Raw genomic sequence first — 20,362 nt, forward strand, 5'->3', positions numbered from 1 at the left:
GGGGAGGCTGAGACGGAACAGCTGTGCTAAACAAGTCCACGATAAACTGCACCTTCATACACCGTCGCGCAAGTTTATGTTTAACATTCGGTTAACATTTTCAGAGGCTTTTGACGAAAGCTTGTAAATAGAACGGATTGGGCAGTTGTTCCGTTCCGCGCGCCTGCATGTGGAAAGCGATATTCCCCCGATATGCAGCAAAAAGCGCACAAAAAAAGAGCCGCAATGGCGGCTCTCAGGAGTTTAACAGGGAGGCGTCAAACAGAGTGGCTAAACCACTCGGTAAGAATCCAGCCGAACTGGATGTAAACCATTTAACATTCTTAAGATTAATGAATGGTTAATTTCTGCGTAGCGCTGTGGATAATCTCACGCAATCCGGCACTTTTCACTCAAAGAAAAGCCGCCCGAAATGGGCGGCTGATCAGTGGTGCTTAATAGCGCTGCATCGCGGGTTTGGAGTTTGACGCAACCTGCATCTTGACGGGTTCGGCAGCAGGAACAGCGGGCTTTGCCGAAACGGGAGCCCCCTTCTTGCCCCAACCGATGGTTGGCAGCCATTCCAGATAATAGGCCAGTGCGAACTGCATCACGATGCCGGTTGCGATCAGCAAAGTGTCATAAGGCAGGCCGCCCGGGTTCACGAGCTTCATCACCTGCGCAACCATTGCCAGCAGCGTACCGGCAATGAAGACCGGCAGCGAATGCTTGCCGAGAACGGCGAGAGGATTATCCGGCGCCGTCCGGGCAATATTGTTCAGCGTCGGAACGACGGCGATGAGATAGGCAATCGCCAGCACGTGCAGCAGACGCGGCCCCGACAGGAAAGTCTTGTCGAAGCCGGTAAGAACCATGGGCAGGCCCATCGACGCGTCGATGCCCCAAAGCGGAATACGCACCCATGCCAGCGCCAGCACCAGATAGCCAACGGCAAGGCCGATCAGCAGCGGATGCTTCGGCAGTTCGCCACCGCGACGTACATGAATCACGCCTGCAATACCGATTGCAAACAGGAACTGCCACGACAGCGGATTGAGGAACCAGACGCCTTCGGTCGGATAATTTACCGGCGCAACGTGATAGAGGCCTGACAGGAACCAGACCGTGCCGGAAACACCGAGCATGAGCGGCAGGCTGATGCGCGCCAGCAGAAGCAGGATCGGAGTCAAAACCAGCATCACGGCATACATCGACAAAATGTTGTTATAGCCGAGCTGGTGACCCATCGTGACGATGCCGAACAGCGCTTCGACCGGGTGCTTGACCAGCGGCGCGATGTTGATCTGCGTAAGCAACTCCGAACGCTTCAGGAAGATAGCGGCAGCGGCGAAAATGGCGATGGTCGCCATGGTCGTCATGATGTGCGTCGTATAGAGCACACCAGCGCGGCGCCACATTTTCAGCGACAGAAGCAGGCGATTGCCGGGAGCGAATTTAGATCCATAGGCAAGCGCCACGGCCATGCCGGAAATCAGCACGAAAGCTTCAGCCGAATCGGAGAAGCCCAGATTCTTGTGCGTGAAATGCTCGTAGATCGTGCCGGGCACATGGTTGATGAAGATCGTTAGCAGCGCGAGCGCACGAAACACGTCGATGCGCGTGTCGCGCATTTTCGTCGGTTGTGCGGGCATCGCTTCTCTAGCGGTCGCAATATTCATTTACCAGCCTGCCTATCTTTGAAGGAAAGTGCCTGCACTTGGGATTGCGAGCCTTTCCACTTTTCTTCGTGTCATTCCGGATGGGTGCCGGAACAGTTTCACACGTTCTGCCGGAGCATTCAGCGCCCGGTCTTGGTGTGGCTTATATACGCGTTAATCCCGGCAGAACCGGGTTGGTTCCGATCAACTTTCGTTCCAGTGGATAACATTATGCCAGCCCGGACAGGCGCGGGCCCGAGAAGGTTTCGCCAATGAATACTTGCCGAAGCCCGGTTGCGTCGCATAAATGCGACAAAACAAATAGATAGAGCCCCGCTTCCGTTTCCGGTAAACAGAACGCCTCTATTGCCCGAATTCCATCACGTTTTTCCCGTTAGGCTTGGCTCATGAACACGCCCGCTCACCAGACTGAAACCGAACGCTGCCGCATCGTGCTGGTTGCGCCTCCACTTGCCGACGGCGCGGCCCTCGCAAAGCTTTTGACGGCTGCGCTCTCGGGCGGTGACGTTGCAAGCGTCATTCTCGACACCGGCGATCTCGACGAAGCCACTTTTCAGGCCACGGCTGAAAAGGTCATCCCCGTCATTCAGGAAAAAGGCGCCGCCGCGCTTATCCTGAACGATACGCGCATCGCGGGTCGCGTCGGTGCAGATGGCGTTCATATCGAAGGCAAGGCTGCCGATCTGGCAGATGCGATCGAAAAACATACGCCGAAGATGATCGTCGGCACCGGCAATCTGCGCGACCGCCATGGCGCAATGGAAATCGGCGAGTTGCAGCCCGATTATGTTTTCTTCGGCAAGATCGGTGCGGATAACAAGCCGGATGCCCATCCGCGCAACCTGTCGCTGGCCGAATGGTGGTCGCAGATGGTGGAAATTCCCAGCATCGCGCAAGCCGGAAGCACGCTGGAAAGCATCATCCCCGCAGCCGAAACCGGCGCGGATTTCGTTGCGCTCGGTCGGGCGGTCTTCGACGCCGAAGACCCTGCAAAAGCTGTCGCGGAAGCCAACCGGCTTCTCGATGAGAACGCGCCACGCTTTGAAAACTGATCCCTTCATCAAGGTCTTGCCGATGCCCATGAAGAACAAACTTCTTCTCGCTGCCATTTTGACAATCGCGCTGCCGGTCCTGCCTGCTCTGGCAGCGGGCGAGCCGGTGCGCGGTCAAAAGAACAGCCATCAGGGCGATCATCAGGATAAGAAAGCCGACAAGCCTGCCAAGCCGGTGATGCTGCCGCAACCGGCAACGACCGAACCGATGCCCCACATCGACCCAAGCCGTTTCGGCGACAAACCGGCAGACGAGGCTTTCGGTGCATTTCAGCGTGGCCTTTATCTGACCGCTTTCAATCTGGCCAAGCCACAGGCTGAAAAGGGCGATCCGGCATCGCAGACACTCATTGCAGAAATTTATGCGCGCGGCCTTGGCATCCCCGCCAACCAGAAACTGGCGGCGGAATGGTACGAGAAAGCAGCCAATAACGGTGTTGTAGAAGCGCAGTTCCGCTATGCCGCACTTCTGCTTCAGGGCACCTACGCCAGGAAAGACCCCGTCAAGGCAGAGGAACTGATGAAGAAGGCTGCCGAGGGTGGCAATGCCATGGCGCAGTTCAACTACGGCCAGATGCTGATGGAAAAAACGCCGGGCAAGCCGGGCATCGATCTCGCCTTCCCGTGGTTCGAGAAGGCGGCCGGGGCCACGCTGGCCGATGCACAATATGCACTCAGCCAGATTTATGCCAACGGTACCCCGACCATCCCCCGCGACGACAAGAAAGCGCGCGTCTATCTCCTGCTTGCTGCCGCACAGGGTTATGATACGGCGCAGTTCGATCTGGGCCGCTGGCTGATTGAGGGCCGCGGTGGCGACCGCGACTACGAACAGGGGTTTGGCTGGATGCGTCTTGGCGCACAGCGCGGCATGGTGATGGCACAGGCCTGGCTCGCCCGCCTCTATCGCGATGGCATTGGCACAGAAGGCGATCTCGTCAAAGCAGCGGCCTGGTATATTGTTGCCCAGCGCGCCGGTTTTCGCTCACCAGACCTCAACGACATGATGGACGGACTGGCTGATGACCAGATTAAACAGGCCATAGAAACCGCCAACAATCTGCGCGTCCGCTGATTTTTGGGCGAATTTTGAGGCTGGATTGGCTCTCTTTTCGCGCTCAGGCTTGCGCCAAGCGCCTTTTTATGGTCTTGAGACGCCGATTATCGTGGTTCGAGTATAAGGCAGGTGCGCAATCTCCGGAATAATGCCGGACGGTTGCCTTTTCGTCGTCATGCGTCGAACCGCACATGGTTTCACATTTTCATTCCGGATCAAGCTCATGAAGATCAATGGTAACGAAATCCGCCCCGGCAATGTCATCGAACATGCTGGCGGCTTGTGGGTTGCGGTCAAGACCAACGCCGTCAAGCCTGGCAAGGGCGGCGCTTATAATCAGGTCGAACTGAAGAACCTCATCAACGGCACCAAGCTCAACGAACGTTTCCGCGCTGCAGAAACCGTCGAGCGCGTTCGTCTGGAACAGAAGGATTTCTCGTTCCTCTACGAACAGGGCGAAGCGCTGATCTTCATGGACACTGAATCCTACGAACAGCTTGAGCTGGCCAAGGATTTCGTCGGTGACCGTGCCGCTTTCCTGCAGGACGGCATGATGGTTACTGTCGAACTCTATGAAGAAAAGCCGATCGGTATCCGCCTTCCGGATCAGGTCACGCTTGCCATCACCGAAGCCGATCCGGTCGTCAAGGGCCAGACCGCTGCTTCGTCCTACAAGCCGGCTGTGCTTGAAAACGGTATCCGCATCCTCGTTCCGCCGTTCATCGCATCCGGCGAACGCGTGATCGTTGATACCAACGAACTGACCTACGTCAGCCGCGCTTAATACGAAAAACGAGATTTGTGGTGCCTGGATCAGGCACCACTTTATCCATGTCGCAAAGATTGCGACCGTTCTTTCTCAGATCGCTCAATTCCTCGACCTCCACCGAATGTGTTTCGGTTCGGATGTTCGACATTCTGTTTATGATTAACTGCTTGATCCCTTTCAAAATCCACGCTTCGGGATCGTGCTTACAAGGACAATGAAATGGCCCGCTCAGCCCTTCTCAACGTTATGGTACAGGCCGCTATGAAGGCCGGCCGCAGCCTCGCTCGCGATTTTGGTGAAGTCCAGAATCTTCAGGTTTCTCTCAAGGGCCCCGGCGACTATGTCAGCCAGGCAGACCGCCGCGCCGAACAGATCATCTATACGGAATTGAGCCGCGCCCGCCCGGATTATGGCTTCTTGATGGAAGAATCCGGCGAGGTTGAATCCAAGGACGGACAGCACCGCTGGCTGATCGATCCTCTCGACGGCACCACAAATTTCCTGCACGGCATTCCAGTTTTCGCAGTCTCCATCGCTCTCGAGCGTCAGGGGCAGATTGTCGCCGGCGTCATCTACAATCCGGCCATGGATGAGCTTTACACCGCAGAGCGCGGCGGTGGCGCATTCCTCAATGACCGTCGCCTGCGCGTCGCATCACGCAACAAGCTGGTCGATTCCGTTATCGGCACGGGTATCCCGCATCTGGGTCGCGGCCATCACGGGCATTATCTGGTCGAACTGCGCAATGTCATGGCCGAAACCGCAGGCATTCGCCGCATGGGCGCTGTTGCACTCGACCTCGCCTATGTTGCAGGCGGCCGTCTGGATGGTTTCTGGGAAGATGGCATGCATCCGTGGGATCTCGGCGCAGGCATTCTTATGATCCGCGAAGCCGGTGGTTTCGTCTCGGACAAGAATGGCGGTCAGGACATTTTCGGCACCAAGACCATCGTTGCAGGCAATGAAATCATTCAGAAGGCATTGCTGAAAACGATCAACAAACCGATCTAAAAAAGACCTGCTGCTTTGTCGATCCAATGGTTTGTTTCACCTGGGTCATCTCCAGCAATCTAAAAACAAGGCCGAGCGCTTAAATGGCTCGGCCTTTTTATTAATTTAGAGCGTATCTATAGAAAATTATGCTACAGTTGGCCGAGAAACTTTCCCAGAGCCTCAAGTATATTCCCAAGAATATTCCACCAATTCATGCTTAGTCCCTCTCACAAAGTTGAGTGTACGAAGCAATAATTATCAAAATTAGAAAACTTAAAAATAGCAACTTATAATTTATTTATTACCATCAATTATATAGGTATATATAAGAAATAAATTATATTAAGATCACGGGATTTAATATTATAAAATTTTTGCTCTACGATATTCAGACCATCCCGCGAGCCTGACAGCACACTCCACAAATCCGCGTAATTTTCTTGTTCCAATGATTCCGCTTCACGAATTAATGAAGTAGGCTTCTTTTCAAACACGCGACCATGGAGCGGAACGCATGAGCGATTTGAGAGTTTCCCGGGACCGTCTGGACGAGGGACGCGATTACGACCCCTACCGCCTGTCGAGCCCGCGCATTGTCATTCTCTCCATGGCGATCTTCCTTATTATCGTGGCTTTTCTGGCCGCGATCCTGATGCGGCAGATCCATACGTTCTTCGTCACCAATCCCGGCCTTAACGGGCTCATTCTCGGCGTTCTTCTGGTCGGTATTCTGCTGGCCTTCGGACAGGTGTTGCGACTTCTGCCAGAGATTCGCTGGGTCAACTCATTCCGCGACGGTGACCGCGACGGCACCACGCGACCGCCCGTCCTGCTTGCACCGATGCGGGCTTTGATCGGCCGCCGCCAGTCGATGGCGCTTTCCACTGCCTCCATGCGTTCGATCCTCGATTCCATCGCGACACGTCTTGATGAAAGCCGGGATATATCGCGCTATCTGATCGGACTTCTGGTCTTTCTTGGTCTGCTCGGAACATTCTGGGGCCTTCTCGAAACGGTCGGCTCCATCGGGCGCACTATTCAGACCCTCGACCCGAATTCAGGAAGCACCGGCGATGTGCTGGATGCGTTGAAGGCAGGCTTGCAAGCTCCGCTTTCCGGCATGGGCACAGCCTTCTCGTCTTCGCTGTTCGGTCTTTCCGGCTCGCTGATTCTCGGCTTCCTCGACCTTCAGGCGGGCCGCGCGCAAAACCGCTTCTATACGGAACTGGAAAACTGGCTTTCTTCAGTCACCGATCTCGGTTCCGATATCGGTGCCGACCAGAACGGAGGCACGGAAGAAATCCGCGTTCTGGCCGACCGGTTGCAGAACCTGCATGGCGGCGACGCATCCACGCAGCGCACCACGGCAGCGCTGGCCAATCTTGCCGAAGGCATACAGGGCCTCGTCAAGAACATGCGCAACGAGCAGCAGATCATGCGCGACTGGGTGGAAAAACAGGCGGACGAGCAGAAGGCTATCCGCCAGACGCTTGATCGTCTCACCAAGGCCATCGGCGAGCGCTCGCACGACCGCAAATCCGATCGCACGGACAAGGCGGAGTAAGCAGCCATGTCCCTCGCCCGCAACCGCCGCTCCCAGAGGCATGTCGATTACTGGCCGGGCTTCGTCGATGCCCTGACGACACTACTGCTCGCAATCATGTTCCTGCTTACCGTCTTCGTGCTGGCGCAATTCCTGCTCAGCCGCGAGGTGAACAACAAGGATAGCGTTCTCGCACGACTCAATAGCCAGATACAGGAACTGACACAGCTTCTGTCGCTGGAGCGCAGCAATTCGCAGGACATGCAGGACACCATCGCCAATCTGCAGGCTTCGCTGTCCAGCACGGAAAGCGAGCGTTCACGTCTGCAAAGCCTTTTGAACGAAGGCAGCGGCGCAGGTGCTGCCGCTGAAAAGCGCGCTGGCGAACTGTCCGAAAGCCTTGATGCCGAAAAGCAGGTCAGCGCCCGCGCACTCAGTCAGGTGGAACTGCTGAACCAGCAGATTTCAGCCCTTCGCCGCCAGATCGCAGCACTTGAAGATGCGCTCAACGCTTCAGAAAGCCGCGATCGCGAATCGAACGCCAAGATCGCCGATCTCGGTCGCCGCCTGAATGTCGCATTGGCGCAGCGTGTGCAGGAGCTGAACCGCTATCGTTCCGACTTCTTCGGACGCCTGCGTGAAATCCTGTCGGACAAGGAGAATATCCGTATCGTCGGTGACCGTTTCGTCTTCCAGTCGGAAGTTCTTTTTCCGACAGGCTCGGCGGACATTAATCCTGCCGGTCAGGACGAGATGAAGAAACTTGCCGACGCGGTGATCCAGCTCAATCAGGAAATCCCGGATGACATCAACTGGGTACTCCGTGTCGACGGTCACACGGATAATGTGCCTCTGACTGGCACGGGACGCTTCCGCGACAACTGGGAGCTTTCGTCAGCCCGCGCAACCGCAGTGGTCAAATTCCTGATCGCCAATGGCGTCCCCGCCAATAGGCTCGTTGCAGCAGGTTTCGGGGAATATCAACCGCTCGACGCCTCCGACACAGCCGATGCCCGATCCAAGAACCGGCGCATCGAGCTGAAGCTGACCGAACGATAAGAAGAAATAACGGGGGCAACGCCCCCCGTTTCACTTCGCAGCGAAGGCTCCAGCACCTGCCTCGAATTGCAGCTTGGCGAGACGGGCATAGATGCCGCCCTTCTCGACAAGGCTTTGATGTGTGCCTTCTTCGACAATATGGCCATGGTCGAGCACCAGAATGCGGTCGGCCTTGAGCACGGTCGCAAGCCGGTGCGCGACGACAAGCGTCGTGCGATCAGCCATCAGACTGTCCAGGGCCTTTTGCACAAGCATCTCGCTTTCAGCATCAAGCGCCGATGTCGCTTCATCAAGAAGAAGGATGGGCGCAGCACGCAAGATTGCCCGCGCAATGGCGATGCGCTGGCGCTGGCCCCCTGAAAGCGTCACACCGCGTTCGCCGACTTCCGTGTCATAGCCCTTGTCGAGCGCCATGATGAAATCATGCGCAAGGGCTGCCTTTGCCGCTGCCACAATCTCCTCGTCGCTCGCTCCGGGTCTACCGAAGGCGATGTTTTCGCGCACGCTGGTGGCGAAAATCGCCACATCCTGCGGCACGGTTGAGATGCGCGCCCGAACGGCCTGCGGGTCAGCATCAGGCAAAGCCACGCCGTCGATCAGGATCTTGCCTGACTGCGGATCGTAATAGCGCATGACGAGCGCGAAGATCGTGCTCTTGCCTGCACCCGAGGGACCGACAATCGCAACAGTCTCGCCGGGCTTCACGGTGAAGCTGACGCCATTGAGCGACGGTGCATCCGGACGCGTCGGATAGGAGAAATGCACGGAATCGAACACGACCTCACCGCGTGGCGGCACCGGCATGGCAACAGGTTTCAAAGGCGCGGCAATACCCGGCTGCTCGTCCAGAATTTCGACAAGCCGCTCCGTAGCCCCTGCTGCCTGCGCCAGTTCCCCACCCACTTCCGACAAGGCCCCGAAGGAGCTGCCTGCGAACACGGCATAAAGCACGAATTGACCGAGCGTACCGGCAGACATCGTGCCGGCCAGCACATCACGCGAACCGAACCAGAGCACCGCAACAATGCTGGAGAAGATCAGGAAAATGGCAAAGGCCGTCAGGATCGCACGCGCCTGAATGGAGGAACGCGCCGCCTGAAAGGCTTTTTCTACCGCGCTGCCAAAACGCCCGACCACCATATTCTCGTTGGTGAAGGCCTGCAGCGTGCGCATCGCGCCGATCTGTTCGCTGGCATAGGCATTGGCCTTCGCCAGCATGTCCTGCGTCATACGGGAACGGCGACGCACAGAGCGTCCGAAGGCGATCAGGGGCACAACGATGATCGGGATGGCAGCAATGACCAGCGCAGAAAGCTTCGGGCTGGTCACGACCATCATCGCCAGCGCGCCGACACCCAGAATCATGTTGCGCAGCGCGACAGAGGCCGTAGCGCCCACCACCGACTTGATCTGCGTCGTGTCGGACGACAGGCGCGAAACGATTTCACCCGACTGTGACCGGTCGAAGAATTCCGGCGAAAGCGCCGTCACATGCGAAAAGACCGCATTGCGCAAATCCGCGACCACTCGCTCGCCGAGCGAGATCACGAAGAAATAGCGCAGGCCCGATGCCAGCGCGAGAATGAGCGCCAGCAACACGAGCATGCCGAAGTAATTATTAACGAAGATCGCATTCGATCCCGTAAAGCCATGGTCGATCATACGACGCAGCGCGACGGGCACGGCAAGGGTCGTTACAGCGGCCAGCACCAGCGAAAAGAGCGCGCCTGCAACCAGGACCTTATAGGGTGCCAGAAACGGCAAAACTCTCTTCAGCGGCTTCAGCGTGCGGCGTTTGCGGCCATCTTCTGCAGTCAATTCGTGATTCATATCAATTTCAGTATCCCGGTCGGCCATTCTTGTGTTTGCGCCCTTGTTATTGCCGTGCGCCTGATGTATAGGCTCGCCAACCCTTTTGGAAGCCGTTGCCTGTAGGTAATGGGTCTTCATATCTGCCATTGGGCGAAAGTGCCGCAGTTTCGATAGTCAAGGCTGCGCTTTTCACCCCAGACTTTCAGGATTGAGAAGATGAAAGCCAATATCCATCCCGACTACCACACCATCAAGGTCGTGATGACCGATGGCACCGAATACATGACCCGTTCGACCTGGGGCAAAGAAGGCGATACGATGAACCTCGATATCGACCCGACCACCCATCCAGCCTGGACGGGCGGTTCGCAGACCCTGCTCGATCGCGGTGGTCGCGTTACGAAATTCAAGAACCGTTTCGGCAATCTCGGCATCTAATCCGATATTGCATCTGGTTGAAAAGCCCCGCCTCGGCGGGGTTTTTTTATGCCTGAATTTCATTCATCAGGGCACAAAAAAACTCCCGGATAACCGGGAGTTTTGCATCATTGTTGTGAGCACGAGAAATCAGGCGCTCAGCTTTTCCATCACTTCGTCGCTGACTTCGAAGTTCGTGTAGACGTTCTGCACGTCGTCATCGTCTTCGAGCACGTTGAGAAGCTTGAGAACCGAACGCGCCTTTTCCTCGTCCAGCTCGGTATTGGTCTGCGGCTTCCAGATCGTCTTGATCGATTCGGCTTCACCGAGAGCAGCTTCCAGAGCCTTCGACACTTCGCCGATATCTTCGAACGCACAGATGATGACGTGTTCTTCTTCACCGGACTGCACATCGTCAGCACCGGCTTCGATGGCCGCTTCCATAACCTTGTCGGCGTCGCCGACGGAGGACTTGTAGACGATTTCGCCAACACGGTCGAACATGAAGGACACCGAACCGGTTTCGCCCAGCGCACCGCCCGACTTCGTGAAGGCTGCACGCACATTCGATGCCGTGCGGTTACGATTGTCCGTCAGTGCTTCCACGATAACCGATACGCCGCCGGGGCCACGGCCCTCGTAGCGCACTTCATCATAATTCTCGCCGTCATTACCGGCAGCCTTCTTGATGGCGCGCTCGATATTGTCCTTCGGCATGGACTGCGCCTTGGCGTTCTGGATCGCCAGACGCAGGCGCGGGTTCATCGTCGGGTCAGGCAGACCCTGCTTGGCAGCGACGGTGATTTCGCGTCCGAGCTTGGAAAACATTTTCGACCGCACCGCATCCTGACGACCCTTGCGGTGCATGATATTCTTAAACTGTGAATGGCCGGCCATGGCACCCCTGTTCTGTTTAAAATGCTGTGCACGGAGAAAGCGTCACGCATGAAACAGAGATCAAGCAGAGAAGGGCCGCAGGTTGGGCCACAGTGCTTTCCGTGCAGAATGGCGGCGTTATAAGGAATTCAGGCCCATTCGTCCAGCAAAAGCGCCGCTGTCCCCCGAATCTCTGTCAACAAAAGCAATATTGCTCGACCCGTCAGGCAAAGCGGATTATCTATAAATTCATGATTCAGCCCGCCCAGAACACCCCCAGCGAAACCATCGCAGCCCGTATCAGCCGCATTCTCGCCGACCGCATCATCGCCGGTGAGATCGAGCCCGGCACGAAACTGCGACAGGATCACATTGCCGAAGAGTTCGAAACCAGCCATGTGCCGGTGCGCGAAGCATTCCGGCGACTGGAGGCTCAGGGACTTGCTGTTTCCGAGCCTCGGCGTGGCGTTCGGGTTGCATCGTTCGACATCGGCGAAATCAGGGAAGTGGCGGAAATGCGGACCGCTCTGGAAGTCCTGGCGCTACGCCATGCCGCGCCCCATATCACGCAGGCAACGCTCGATGCCGCAGAGCAGGCCACGCTGGAAGGCGACAAGTCACGCGATGTCAGAAGCTGGGAAGACGCCAACCGCCGTTTCCACCGGCTCATCCTCGAACCGTGCAAGATGCCGCGCCTGCTTGCGGCTATCGATGATCTTCACGCTGCCAGCGCCCGGTTTCTCTTCGCCACCTGGCGGTCGGAGTGGGAAACCCGCACCGACCACGACCATCGTGCCATATTGCGGGCGCTGCGCCAGAACGATGTCGAGAGCGCAGTCACTATCCTCGCCCGGCATGTGCAATGGATCGGGCACCGTCCGGTCAAGACCGCATCGGGCAAGACGCGCGATTCGTTTGCGATTGTCGGCTGATCAGGCGATTGCACAGATAAGCATCTTATTTTCGGCGTCCCCATTCCAGGCTGTAGTGACGGATTATTCGCACAGATTTTCATCTGCACGACCGGGTCTCTGCGCGACTCCCACAGCAACACGCCATGCTGCCTGTTCCGCCTCTTGCGTTTATCGTCAGGAGCTTTAAGAAGATATAGATCGAATCTCAATTTTATCTATAATTTGAGGAAGCCATGACGACCATCACCCAGACGCGCCCATCCTTCAGCCCGCTCAATCTGGAATCCCGTTCCCCTGCAATGCGCCTTGCAGCCGTTGCGCTTGGCACGCTGGTTCTCGCCGTCTCGTCGCAGATCGAAGTTCCGATGATTCCGGTCCCGATCACACTGCAGACCCTGATCGTTCCGCTGATCGGCGCGCTTTATGGCTGGCGTCTTGGCATGGCCACGGTTCTGGCCTGGCTCGGCGAAGCCATGCTCGGACTTCCGGTCCTTGCAGGCGGCGCTGGTGGTCTTCCGCATTTCGCAGGCCCGACCGCAGGCTATCTCGTTTCCTTCCCGATCATCGCGGCGCTGACCGGCTATCTGGCCGAACGCGGCTGGAACGGTAACCGCGTCGGCCTCGCCTTCGTTTCGTTCCTTGCCGCCAATGTGGTCTGCCTTGCTCTTGGCGCAGCCTGGCTGTCCAGCATCATTGGCGTTGAAAAGGCCGTTGCCTTCGGCGTGACGCCGTTCCTCGTCGGCGCCCTCATCAAGTCGGCTCTCGGCGCTGCGATCCTCAAGGCCATCGCCCGCGACGGCAAGGCCTGATCTGCCAGGTGACAGTACGCCTGCGCGGCCATCATCTCCTGTGCATGCTGACTTATGTCGGCAAAGGCTACAGCCCGGCTTTCGTCGAAAACTACGACAGGATTGCCGGGCGGCTCAGCAAAGGTGAAGAGATTTTTCTGGTCGATGGCCCTGACGACATTTGTGCGCCCCTGCTCTGCGGGGGCGATTGCCATTGTTACGAAGCGAGTGTTCGCGAGCGCGACCGGCTGGCATTGGAGGCCGTAGGCGAACTTCTCGGCCAGACGCTTTCCACGCAGAACCGTCTCGGGCTCGACGCAGAGCGGCTTGCCGTAATGCGCGGCGCTTTTGCAGAAGGCACGTTACGCAAAGCCTGCGAGCGTTGCGAATGGTCGAACCTCTGCACGAGAATTGCCACAACAGACCAGTTTCACGGCGTTAAAATAACAAGGCCACCCGCCTCAGGATGAGACGGGTGGCCTTGTTGTATCTGGCTTTTACTGTTGGCTTTTGCGCTTTCGCCGCGCCAGCATGTTGAGCGCTTCGACCAGCGCTGAGAAGCCCATAGCAGCGTAGATATAGCCCTTCGGCACGTGGAAGCCGAAACCATCGGCAATCAGCGTCATGCCGATCATCAGCAGGAAGCCCAGCGCCAGCATGACGATGGTTGGGTTCGCCGCGATGAACCGCGAAAGCGGATCGGCTGCAAGCAGCATGACAGTAACGGCTGCGACCACGGCAATGACCATAATGGCGATCTCGTCGGTCATGCCGACGGCGGTGATGATCGAATCGACCGAGAAAACCAGATCAAGGATCAGGATCTGCACGATGGCGGCACCCATGGTGAGCTGGGCCACCTTGCCGCCGATGTTCTCCTTGCCATCATCGGGATCGACCGTGTGGTGAATTTCCTTGGTCGCCTTCCAGACAAGAAACAGGCCACCGGCAATCAGGATGATGTCACGCCAGGAGAAGCCATGGCCGAACGCCTCGAAGATCGGATCCTTGAGCTGGACGATGATCGAGATCGTGAAAAGAAGCGCCAGGCGCAGGATGAGCGCCGCGCCAATGCCGATGCGGCGGGCGCGCGCCTGCTGCGAGGCGGGCAGCTTGTTGGTAAGGATCGAGATGAAGATCAGATTGTCGATACCGAGGACGACTTCCATCGTCACCAGCGTAACCAGCGCGGCCCAGCCGGCGGGGGTCGAAAGAAATCCCAGATACTCGGCAAAAAAATCCATTGAGTTGCGTCCCCTTGCAAAAAAACTCGTTGCAAGGAGATAGTAGTCTGGAAAATCCATTCAACTGGCAGAAAGCTGCCAGATTAAAATAGCGGCCTAGTTATAGATAACATCATACTTCAAGCTAAAATAAGACGTTATCGCCAGAATGCCGGAATGGTTTCCTCCAGATGCGCACCGATGCGCAAGGGAGCGGCCTTTTCTGCAAGCCCCGTGCGATCCGAAATCTCTATGCCCACACCGCAGACGGTAGCCGGACCATTCGCCGCTTCGAACCGTCCTTTGGGCACTTTCGACAGGAAGCGGTTGAGTGGTTCCTCCTTATCCATGCCCAGTGAGGAATCATAATCACCGCACATGCCTGCATCAGACATATAGGCTGTGCCATTGCGCAATATCTGGCAGTCGGCGGTCGGGACATGCGTGTGAGTCCCGACAACAGCGCTGGCGCGACCATCGACAAAATGACCGAAACACTGCTTTTCGCTCGTCGCTTCAGCATGGAAATCGAAGAAGACGGCATCGGCCTGCTCGCCAAGCGGGCAGGCTTCCAGAATTTTCTCGGCGGCGATGAACGGATCATCGAGATCGGGATGCATGAACACCCGGCCCATGACGTTTGACACGAGAACGCGGGCGCCATTTTTGGCGATATAAAGCCCCTCACCTTTTCCGGCTGTGCCTTTCGGGAAGTTTGCCGGGCGCAGAAAGCGGTCTTCGCGCTTGGAAAAATCCAGCGCCTCGCGCTGATCCCACACGTGGTTGCCGGTCGTGACAACGTCGGCGCCAGCACGGATGGTATCGTGGAAAATCTCTTCCGTAATGCCAAAACCGCCTGCGGCGTTCTCGCCGTTGACGATTACGAAGTCCAGCTTCAGATCGGAAATCAGCCCCGGCAGTTTTTCATATACTGCGGTGCGGCCCGACCGGCCCACCATATCACCAAGAAAAAGCAATCTCATGAGAATGCCTTATAAACTTGCGCCAAGCGAACGCAAGCAGATCAGGGCATTTTGCAGTCAGGCGGAATTGCCTGACCTCGCATAAATGCAGAAGAAAAAACTAATGTATGTCTCCCAAAAGCGCGAACCGGTTTTGGGAGACATACATGAAAACAAAATCTAGAGCGGCAGCTCGGTTCCAACCGGGCGCAAGCCGCTCTCGGTCAGGATCTGGTTGAGCGCGATATCATGCGGCTCATTTGGCACATGCTCGACTTCCTGGCAGTCGAAAGCCATGCCGATCAAAAGCGGCTGCAGACCGCGTTCGGTGAACCGCGCCAGCGCGCGGTCGTAGTGTCCTGCACCATAGCCAAGTCGATGCCCACGTTGATCAAAGCCTGCAAGCGGCATCAACAGGATCGCAGGATCGACAATCGGCGCATCTGCTCCCGGCCCCATCGTGCCGAAACCAGTCTGACGCAATCTGGCATCAGGCAGATATTCACGAAAGGCAATCGTTTCCTTGTCCAGAACAACGGGGAGGCAAAGCCGGGCACCCTTGGCGCGAAGCGCCGATAATAATGGGCGTGGGTCGATTTCGGAACGGATCGGCCAATAACCAGCAATCAAGGTGCCTTTGGGAACGTCAATTGCAGCTTCACCTTTTTTGGCTGCCGCCAGCGAAGCCTCGTAATGAAAACGCGGATCAAGCGCATCACGGACCGCCAGAACCTTGCGTCTAAGCTCCTGCTTTTCCAGACCGGGGCTGCGCTCCGTTGCTGCCATTCCAAGCCACTCCCTGCTGCCGTCTTTCACCATGCAGTGGAACCGCAAAGAGCCAATCCGTCAAGTGATCCCGCCCGCGCCATACGCGATCTTCTCCGAGCGGTCACGAATGACCTTCAAAACAACGCCGTGGAAGTCATTGAGGAACAGTTTGCCCCACAGGTCACAGTAAAAATCGATCGGCGTGGCGATCTGATAATGGGTCGTCAGCGTGAGACGTGTGTGACCATTCGTGAGAGGCTCAAGACGATAATCACCCTGCGCAAGCTTCAGATAGGTGCTGTCGACCTTGATATGCGCTTCCACCTCGGGCGGTATGGAGCCAGGGCCGAAGCGGAAATCCCACGCCAGAAGCCGATTTTCTTCCCATTGCGTGACGATTTCCTGAAAATTGACGCCGTGCGTCCACTGCAAGTCGCGTACCGCTCCAACACCAGTACCGTTCAGCCTTGCACCCACGGGCTGCGGCACGCCAAGAACGCCATGGCTGAATGTCCACGACAGTTCGTCCGGGCGCACATTGCGGATTTCAACCGTCTGCTGCCAGACGACTTCCGGAGGCGCTACGATCTCGATCACCGTGGTTACAGCGCCATCATGCGGGGTGTAGGACATCTGAAGTTCGGCTGGCAGAACGAGCAGCGGCAGCGCAATCACCAGCGTCGTGGTGCGACGCGAACGAAATTGCCGGATGATCCACAAGGTCACCGTCGAACCGAGCGCCGAGAACACCATGAAAAACGGAGCAGCCATGGCCACGCAAATTCCTGCTTCATGGAAAAAGACCATGCTGGTAACGACAAGCCCGGCGATGATAGCCCATCCCATACGGACATGCCGCCACAGGCTTTTTTGCGCACGCGGGTCGGAAAGGCTCGAAGCAAGGCTGGCAACAGCCATCGGTAACAGCATCAGGCCCGCAATGACGGGCATCGCATCCGCATATTGGCCCGACCAGATCATGACATAAAGCAGAAGGCCGTAGACGAATGCGATGGGTACCGCGACGGCCAGTCTTTCCGATGAATCGGGCGATGCTGTTTCAGGAGATTTCATCAAGATGCGCAAATCGTTGGAGCATTGCGCATGTTTACGAACAAATTGTCCGTTAGATCAAGCTCATAGCTATCCTGCGACAGCCAGAGGAAAAGAAAGCGGCGACCACGACGACCGATGGTAGTGATTGATCCCGGGAACCTACAAAGTAGGTGGGCGCCATATGCGAAAGCCCGCAAGCCTTCACAGGGACAGCTCCCTTAGAGATCAATAAGGCCCCGGGGATGCTGTTACACCTGTCGGGAAGCGCAGTTCGCCAAGGCCCAATATAGTACCTGCCCGATGGGAACGCCAGTGGCTTACACCGGCTTAACAGGAAAACTTTTCAGAAAAATCTGGACGAAGTTCAGCTGTTCCGTGGCGCAATGCGCGAAGCCACCTGCTCGATGCGCGACGCCACATCCGACAGCATGCCTGTCAAGGCAGCATCGTTGCTATCAGCGCGACCAAGCGCTTCATCACGTGCACGGCGCAGCGTTTCAACTTCGCTTTCCAGACCGTTGATACGTTTCTGCATCTCGGCCATCTCGTCCATCACCATGATCCCGGCCATGACGGTCAGGCGCAGATCGCCTATCTCCCCGAAGGACGTTTTGAGATGCGTGACATATTGATCGAAACGGTCGGCAAGCCCGGACAGATGTTCTTCCTGTCCTTCGTCGCAGGCCATGCGGTAGGCCTTGCCATCAATGGTAACGGTTACGGTCGCTATGGTAGCCTCCTATCGGTCCAGAACGGCGCGGATTGTCTCCATCGCAGTCACAAGGCGGCGTGAAACCTCGCGATTAGCAGCTTCCAGCCGCTCGGCGCGCGCTTCCGACTGATCGAGTTCCTGGGCGAGACGGCTGCGATCCGCATTCATACGCTGCACCTCCTCCTCGGCCTCGGCGAAGTCGCCTTCTTTGTCCAGCCGCAGATCGACCGCTTGTTCAAGCGTATTGAGTGCCTTTTCCAGCCGTTCCAAGACTTGCCTGAGGGTCGTTTCGGGTGCCATCCATATCCTTTCCAATGCCAATTCGCGGGCCAACTTATGGGGATCGAATCGCGCCTGCGGGACGGGCATCTTTGAAAAGATTGTAATAATCACCCGCCCGATAAGCAACAAATGAGGGGCACATCTAAACGTTCATGCACCGTTATCGGTGCAAAAACGGCTTTTCGGTGATTGTTCTACAGCTTTCCACACAACTCAATCGATTAGTCGCGGACAGTTTATTGCCCAAAAGTCATCGGTTTATTGACTCCTTATACGCAGGTGCTATGTGTCCCGATGCCTTCTGGAGCGTGATCCCGAAACGCATGAAGCCGTTTTGGACACGGATCGTGCTCAGGCAAAAGGCATCGCCGCAACCCCGTTAACCCCTCCCAAGGAAAGACGGCTGAGACCATGACCAATTCCGACAAACAAAACCAGATGGCCAACGCGATCCGCTTCCTCTCTATGGACGCGGTAGAGAAAGCCAATTCGGGCCATCCCGGCCTGCCGATGGGTGCAGCCGATATAGCGACGACGCTTTATACCCGTTTTCTCTCGCACGACCCGCAGAACCCGCACTGGCCGGATCGCGACCGTTTCGTGCTCTCCGCAGGCCACGGCTCGATGCTGCTCTATTCGCTGCTCTATCTTTCGGGCTACGAAGACATCACCATCGACGAGATCAAGAATTTCCGTCAGCTCGGTTCGCGCACCGCAGGCCATCCGGAATATGGTCACGCCGCCGGTATCGAGACGACGACCGGCCCGCTCGGACAGGGCATCGCCAATGCCGTCGGCATGGCACTTTCCGAACGTATCCTCAATGCACAGTTCGGCGACAGCCTCGTCAACCATTACACCTATGTGATTGCCGGTGACGGCTGCCTCATGGAAGGCATCAGCCAGGAAGCCATCGCGCTTGCCGGTCATCTGAAGCTGAACAAGCTGATCGTGTTCTGGGATGACAACAACATCTCGATCGACGGCCCGGTCACGCTTTCCGACAATACCAATCAGCCAGCCCGTTTTGCCGCTTCCGGCTGGAACACCATGGCTGTTGATGGTCACGATCAGGATGCGATTGCCAAGGCAATCGAACTGGCCAAGGTTTCCGACAAGCCGACGCTCATCGCCTGCAAGACGACCATCGGCTTCGGCGCACCAAACAAGGCTGGCACCAACAAGGTGCATGGCTCGCCGCTCGGTGCTGAAGAAATCGCTGCAACCCGCAAGGCGCTCGGCTGGAGTGCTGAACCCTTCGTCGTTCCGGCAGAAGTGCTGGACGGCTGGCGCGTTGCCGGTCTGAATGCCGCCAGGAAGCGTCAGGAATGGGAAAAGCGCTTTGCTGCCGTCGACGCGGACACCCGCGCTGAATTCGAGCGCCGGATGCGTGGCGACCTGCCTTCCAACTTCGATGCAACCATCATCGAATACAAGAAGAAGCTGTCCGCAGACAAGCCGAAGGTCGCAACCCGCAAGTCTTCGGAAATGGCACTGGAAGTCATCAATGGTGTCGTGCCGGAAACCATCGGCGGCTCCGCCGATCTCACCGGTTCGAACAACACCAAGACGAGCCAGACCAAGGCCATAACGCCGGAAGACTACGGCCAGCGTTACGTCCATTACGGTATCCGTGAGCACGGCATGGCAGCAGCCATGAACGGCATGACGCTGCATGGCGGGCTGATCCCTTACGGCGGCACCTTCCTGACCTTCTCGGATTATTGCCGTCCGGCCATGCGCCTTTCCTCGCTGATGGGCATCCGCGTCGTTTACGTGATGACGCATGACTCCATCGGTCTTGGTGAAGACGGCCCGACCCACCAGCCGGTAGAACAGCTTGCCGCCTTGCGCGCCATTCCGAACCATAATGTGTTCCGTCCTGCCGACGCTGTCGAAGCGGCTGAATGCTGGCAGATTGCCCTGCAATCGAAGAAGACGCCATCGACGATGGCTCTCACTCGCCAGAACCTGCCAACGGTTCGTACCGAGCATCGCGACGAAAACCTTTCGGCTTTCGGCGCCTATGAACTTGCTGCGGCAAGCAAGGATGCCAAGGTGACGATCTTCGCGACCGGTTCGGAAGTGGAAATCGCACTCAAGGCCCGCGACCTGCTGGAAAGCAAAGGCATTGCCACCCGTGTCGTTTCGGTTCCTTGCTTCGAGCTTTTCGAACAGCAGAGCGATGCCTACAAGACCGCGACCATCGGCAATGCGCCGGTCAAGGTGGCGATCGAAGCGGCAATCTCACTCGGCTGGGAACGCTTCATCGGCGAGAACGGCATATTCATCGGCATGAAGGGCTTCGGCGCTTCGGGCGAGATCAACGATCTTTACAAGCATTTCGGCATCACGGCAGAACATGCCGCCGAAGCTGCGGAGAAGAAGCTCAACGCCGCATGATTTTAAGAACGCCGGCGT

Annotated in this window: 20 protein-coding genes and 1 other RNA gene; 11 read left to right on the forward strand and 10 right to left on the reverse strand. The window is 57.0% G+C overall.

The window, feature by feature from the left end:
• Positions 1–434: 434 nt before the first annotated feature.
• Entirely contained in the window at positions 435–1,658 is a 1,224-nt protein-coding gene (locus AC1RHM_RS20100; protein ID WP_085982332.1) for an OpgC family protein, read from the reverse strand.
• A 386-nt stretch (positions 1,659–2,044) separates the two neighbouring features.
• Here AC1RHM_RS20100 and AC1RHM_RS20105 point away from each other — a divergent pair, with 386 nt between their 5' ends.
• The 6 genes from AC1RHM_RS20105 to AC1RHM_RS20130 all read left to right on the forward strand — a co-directional run bounded on the left by AC1RHM_RS20105 (position 2,045) and on the right by AC1RHM_RS20130 (position 8,131).
• On the forward strand, positions 2,045–2,710 hold the full coding sequence (locus AC1RHM_RS20105) for a thiamine phosphate synthase (protein ID WP_010661383.1): 666 nt from the start codon (positions 2,045–2,047) through the stop codon (positions 2,708–2,710).
• 28 nt (positions 2,711–2,738) lie between these two features.
• Positions 2,739–3,785 (forward strand): tetratricopeptide repeat protein, encoded by a 1,047-nt coding sequence (locus AC1RHM_RS20110; RefSeq protein WP_029376273.1) that lies wholly within the window; start codon positions 2,739–2,741, stop codon positions 3,783–3,785.
• A 205-nt stretch (positions 3,786–3,990) separates the two neighbouring features.
• Positions 3,991–4,551 carry an elongation factor P gene (efp, locus tag AC1RHM_RS20115; RefSeq protein WP_010661385.1) on the forward strand — a complete coding sequence of 187 codons (561 nt, stop codon included), beginning with the start codon at positions 3,991–3,993 and terminating at the stop codon, positions 4,549–4,551.
• 204 nt (positions 4,552–4,755) lie between these two features.
• Positions 4,756–5,547, forward strand: coding sequence for an inositol monophosphatase family protein (locus AC1RHM_RS20120; protein WP_010661386.1), 792 nt, complete (start codon positions 4,756–4,758; stop codon positions 5,545–5,547).
• Between the two features lie 496 nt (positions 5,548–6,043).
• Positions 6,044–7,093 (forward strand): MotA/TolQ/ExbB proton channel family protein, encoded by a 1,050-nt coding sequence (locus AC1RHM_RS20125; protein ID WP_010661387.1) that lies wholly within the window; start codon positions 6,044–6,046, stop codon positions 7,091–7,093.
• Between the two features lie 6 nt (positions 7,094–7,099).
• Positions 7,100–8,131 (forward strand): peptidoglycan -binding protein, encoded by a 1,032-nt coding sequence (locus AC1RHM_RS20130; RefSeq protein WP_010661388.1) that lies wholly within the window; start codon positions 7,100–7,102, stop codon positions 8,129–8,131.
• A 30-nt stretch (positions 8,132–8,161) separates the two neighbouring features.
• Here AC1RHM_RS20130 and AC1RHM_RS20135 read toward each other — a convergent pair whose 3' ends face one another.
• A complete protein-coding gene (locus AC1RHM_RS20135) occupies positions 8,162–10,090 on the reverse strand; it encodes an ABC transporter transmembrane domain-containing protein (protein ID WP_029376274.1) in 1,929 nt (642 codons plus the stop codon).
• Between the two features lie 69 nt (positions 10,091–10,159).
• On the opposite strand from AC1RHM_RS20135, the gene rpmE reads away from it, so the two are divergent.
• Positions 10,160–10,381, forward strand: coding sequence for a 50S ribosomal protein L31 (gene rpmE / locus AC1RHM_RS20140; protein ID WP_002964804.1), 222 nt, complete (start codon positions 10,160–10,162; stop codon positions 10,379–10,381).
• A gap of 129 nt (positions 10,382–10,510) precedes the next feature.
• On the opposite strand, the gene AC1RHM_RS20145 is transcribed toward rpmE, so the two are convergent.
• A complete protein-coding gene (locus AC1RHM_RS20145) occupies positions 10,511–11,257 on the reverse strand; it encodes a YebC/PmpR family DNA-binding transcriptional regulator (protein ID WP_010661390.1) in 747 nt (248 codons plus the stop codon).
• 230 nt (positions 11,258–11,487) lie between these two features.
• Here AC1RHM_RS20145 and AC1RHM_RS20150 point away from each other — a divergent pair, with 230 nt between their 5' ends.
• The 3 genes from AC1RHM_RS20150 to AC1RHM_RS20160 all read left to right on the forward strand — a co-directional run bounded on the left by AC1RHM_RS20150 (position 11,488) and on the right by AC1RHM_RS20160 (position 13,408).
• Entirely contained in the window at positions 11,488–12,168 is a 681-nt protein-coding gene (locus tag AC1RHM_RS20150; RefSeq protein ID WP_010661391.1) for a GntR family transcriptional regulator, read from the forward strand.
• Between the two features lie 215 nt (positions 12,169–12,383).
• Positions 12,384–12,959 carry a biotin transporter BioY gene (locus AC1RHM_RS20155; protein ID WP_010661392.1) on the forward strand — a complete coding sequence of 192 codons (576 nt, stop codon included), beginning with the start codon at positions 12,384–12,386 and terminating at the stop codon, positions 12,957–12,959.
• Positions 12,960–12,967: 8 nt separating this feature from the next.
• Positions 12,968–13,408, forward strand: coding sequence for a DUF1284 domain-containing protein (locus AC1RHM_RS20160; RefSeq protein ID WP_010661393.1), 441 nt, complete (start codon positions 12,968–12,970; stop codon positions 13,406–13,408).
• Positions 13,409–13,435: 27 nt separating this feature from the next.
• Here the strand turns inward: AC1RHM_RS20160 and AC1RHM_RS20165 are convergent, their stop codons facing one another.
• From AC1RHM_RS20165 to AC1RHM_RS20195, 7 genes are all read right to left on the reverse strand, one after another.
• The gene (locus AC1RHM_RS20165; RefSeq protein WP_010661394.1) at positions 13,436–14,182 is read right to left on the reverse strand and encodes a TerC family protein; all 747 of its coding nucleotides are present in this window, start codon (positions 14,180–14,182) and stop codon (positions 13,436–13,438) included.
• Positions 14,183–14,319: 137 nt separating this feature from the next.
• Complete coding sequence (locus AC1RHM_RS20170; RefSeq protein WP_010661395.1) at positions 14,320–15,144, reverse strand: TIGR00282 family metallophosphoesterase; 825 nt, start codon at positions 15,142–15,144, stop codon at positions 14,320–14,322.
• 159 nt (positions 15,145–15,303) lie between these two features.
• On the reverse strand, positions 15,304–15,909 hold the full coding sequence (locus AC1RHM_RS20175; protein ID WP_010661396.1) for a 5-formyltetrahydrofolate cyclo-ligase: 606 nt from the start codon (positions 15,907–15,909) through the stop codon (positions 15,304–15,306).
• 60 nt (positions 15,910–15,969) lie between these two features.
• A complete protein-coding gene (locus tag AC1RHM_RS20180) occupies positions 15,970–16,965 on the reverse strand; it encodes an SRPBCC family protein (protein ID WP_010661397.1) in 996 nt (331 codons plus the stop codon).
• Positions 16,966–17,064: 99 nt separating this feature from the next.
• Positions 17,065–17,223, reverse strand: a non-coding RNA gene (ssrS, locus tag AC1RHM_RS20185) — 6S RNA.
• An 88-nt stretch (positions 17,224–17,311) separates the two neighbouring features.
• A complete protein-coding gene (locus tag AC1RHM_RS20190; protein WP_029376275.1) occupies positions 17,312–17,677 on the reverse strand; it encodes a cell division protein ZapA in 366 nt (121 codons plus the stop codon).
• Positions 17,678–17,686: 9 nt separating this feature from the next.
• Positions 17,687–17,959: a DUF4164 domain-containing protein gene (locus AC1RHM_RS20195; protein ID WP_010661399.1), complete on the reverse strand. Its 273-nt coding sequence runs from the start codon at positions 17,957–17,959 to the stop codon at positions 17,687–17,689.
• Positions 17,960–18,352: 393 nt separating this feature from the next.
• Between AC1RHM_RS20195 and tkt the strand changes: the two genes are divergently transcribed.
• The gene (tkt, locus tag AC1RHM_RS20200) at positions 18,353–20,344 is read left to right on the forward strand and encodes a transketolase (protein ID WP_010661400.1); all 1,992 of its coding nucleotides are present in this window, start codon (positions 18,353–18,355) and stop codon (positions 20,342–20,344) included.
• Positions 20,345–20,362 lie beyond the last annotated feature (18 nt).

It is taken from the genome of Brucella sp. GW823-FHT04E01 (assembly GCF_058796175.1).

What these genes read in the sequence shown, in the direction of transcription:
- AC1RHM_RS20100 (WP_085982332.1), bottom strand. Translation starts at nt 1,658, where the DNA reads ATGAATATTGCGACCGCTAGAGAAGCGATGCCCGCACAACCGACGAAA.
- AC1RHM_RS20105 (WP_010661383.1), top strand. Translation starts at nt 2,045, where the DNA reads ATGAACACGCCCGCTCACCAGACTGAAACCGAACGCTGCCGCATCGTG.
- AC1RHM_RS20110 (WP_029376273.1), top strand. Translation starts at nt 2,739, where the DNA reads ATGAAGAACAAACTTCTTCTCGCTGCCATTTTGACAATCGCGCTGCCG.
- efp (WP_010661385.1), top strand. Translation starts at nt 3,991, where the DNA reads ATGAAGATCAATGGTAACGAAATCCGCCCCGGCAATGTCATCGAACAT.
- AC1RHM_RS20120 (WP_010661386.1), top strand. Translation starts at nt 4,756, where the DNA reads ATGGCCCGCTCAGCCCTTCTCAACGTTATGGTACAGGCCGCTATGAAG.
- AC1RHM_RS20125 (WP_010661387.1), top strand. Translation starts at nt 6,044, where the DNA reads ATGAGCGATTTGAGAGTTTCCCGGGACCGTCTGGACGAGGGACGCGAT.
- AC1RHM_RS20130 (WP_010661388.1), top strand. Translation starts at nt 7,100, where the DNA reads ATGTCCCTCGCCCGCAACCGCCGCTCCCAGAGGCATGTCGATTACTGG.
- AC1RHM_RS20135 (WP_029376274.1), bottom strand. Translation starts at nt 10,090, where the DNA reads ATGGCAGATATGAAGACCCATTACCTACAGGCAACGGCTTCCAAAAGG.
- rpmE (WP_002964804.1), top strand. Translation starts at nt 10,160, where the DNA reads ATGAAAGCCAATATCCATCCCGACTACCACACCATCAAGGTCGTGATG.
- AC1RHM_RS20145 (WP_010661390.1), bottom strand. Translation starts at nt 11,257, where the DNA reads ATGGCCGGCCATTCACAGTTTAAGAATATCATGCACCGCAAGGGTCGT.
- AC1RHM_RS20150 (WP_010661391.1), top strand. Translation starts at nt 11,488, where the DNA reads ATGATTCAGCCCGCCCAGAACACCCCCAGCGAAACCATCGCAGCCCGT.
- AC1RHM_RS20155 (WP_010661392.1), top strand. Translation starts at nt 12,384, where the DNA reads ATGACGACCATCACCCAGACGCGCCCATCCTTCAGCCCGCTCAATCTG.
- AC1RHM_RS20165 (WP_010661394.1), bottom strand. Translation starts at nt 14,182, where the DNA reads ATGGATTTTTTTGCCGAGTATCTGGGATTTCTTTCGACCCCCGCCGGC.
- AC1RHM_RS20170 (WP_010661395.1), bottom strand. Translation starts at nt 15,144, where the DNA reads ATGAGATTGCTTTTTCTTGGTGATATGGTGGGCCGGTCGGGCCGCACC.
- AC1RHM_RS20175 (WP_010661396.1), bottom strand. Translation starts at nt 15,909, where the DNA reads ATGGCAGCAACGGAGCGCAGCCCCGGTCTGGAAAAGCAGGAGCTTAGA.
- AC1RHM_RS20180 (WP_010661397.1), bottom strand. Translation starts at nt 16,965, where the DNA reads ATGAAATCTCCTGAAACAGCATCGCCCGATTCATCGGAAAGACTGGCC.
- AC1RHM_RS20195 (WP_010661399.1), bottom strand. Translation starts at nt 17,959, where the DNA reads ATGGCACCCGAAACGACCCTCAGGCAAGTCTTGGAACGGCTGGAAAAG.
- tkt (WP_010661400.1), top strand. Translation starts at nt 18,353, where the DNA reads ATGACCAATTCCGACAAACAAAACCAGATGGCCAACGCGATCCGCTTC.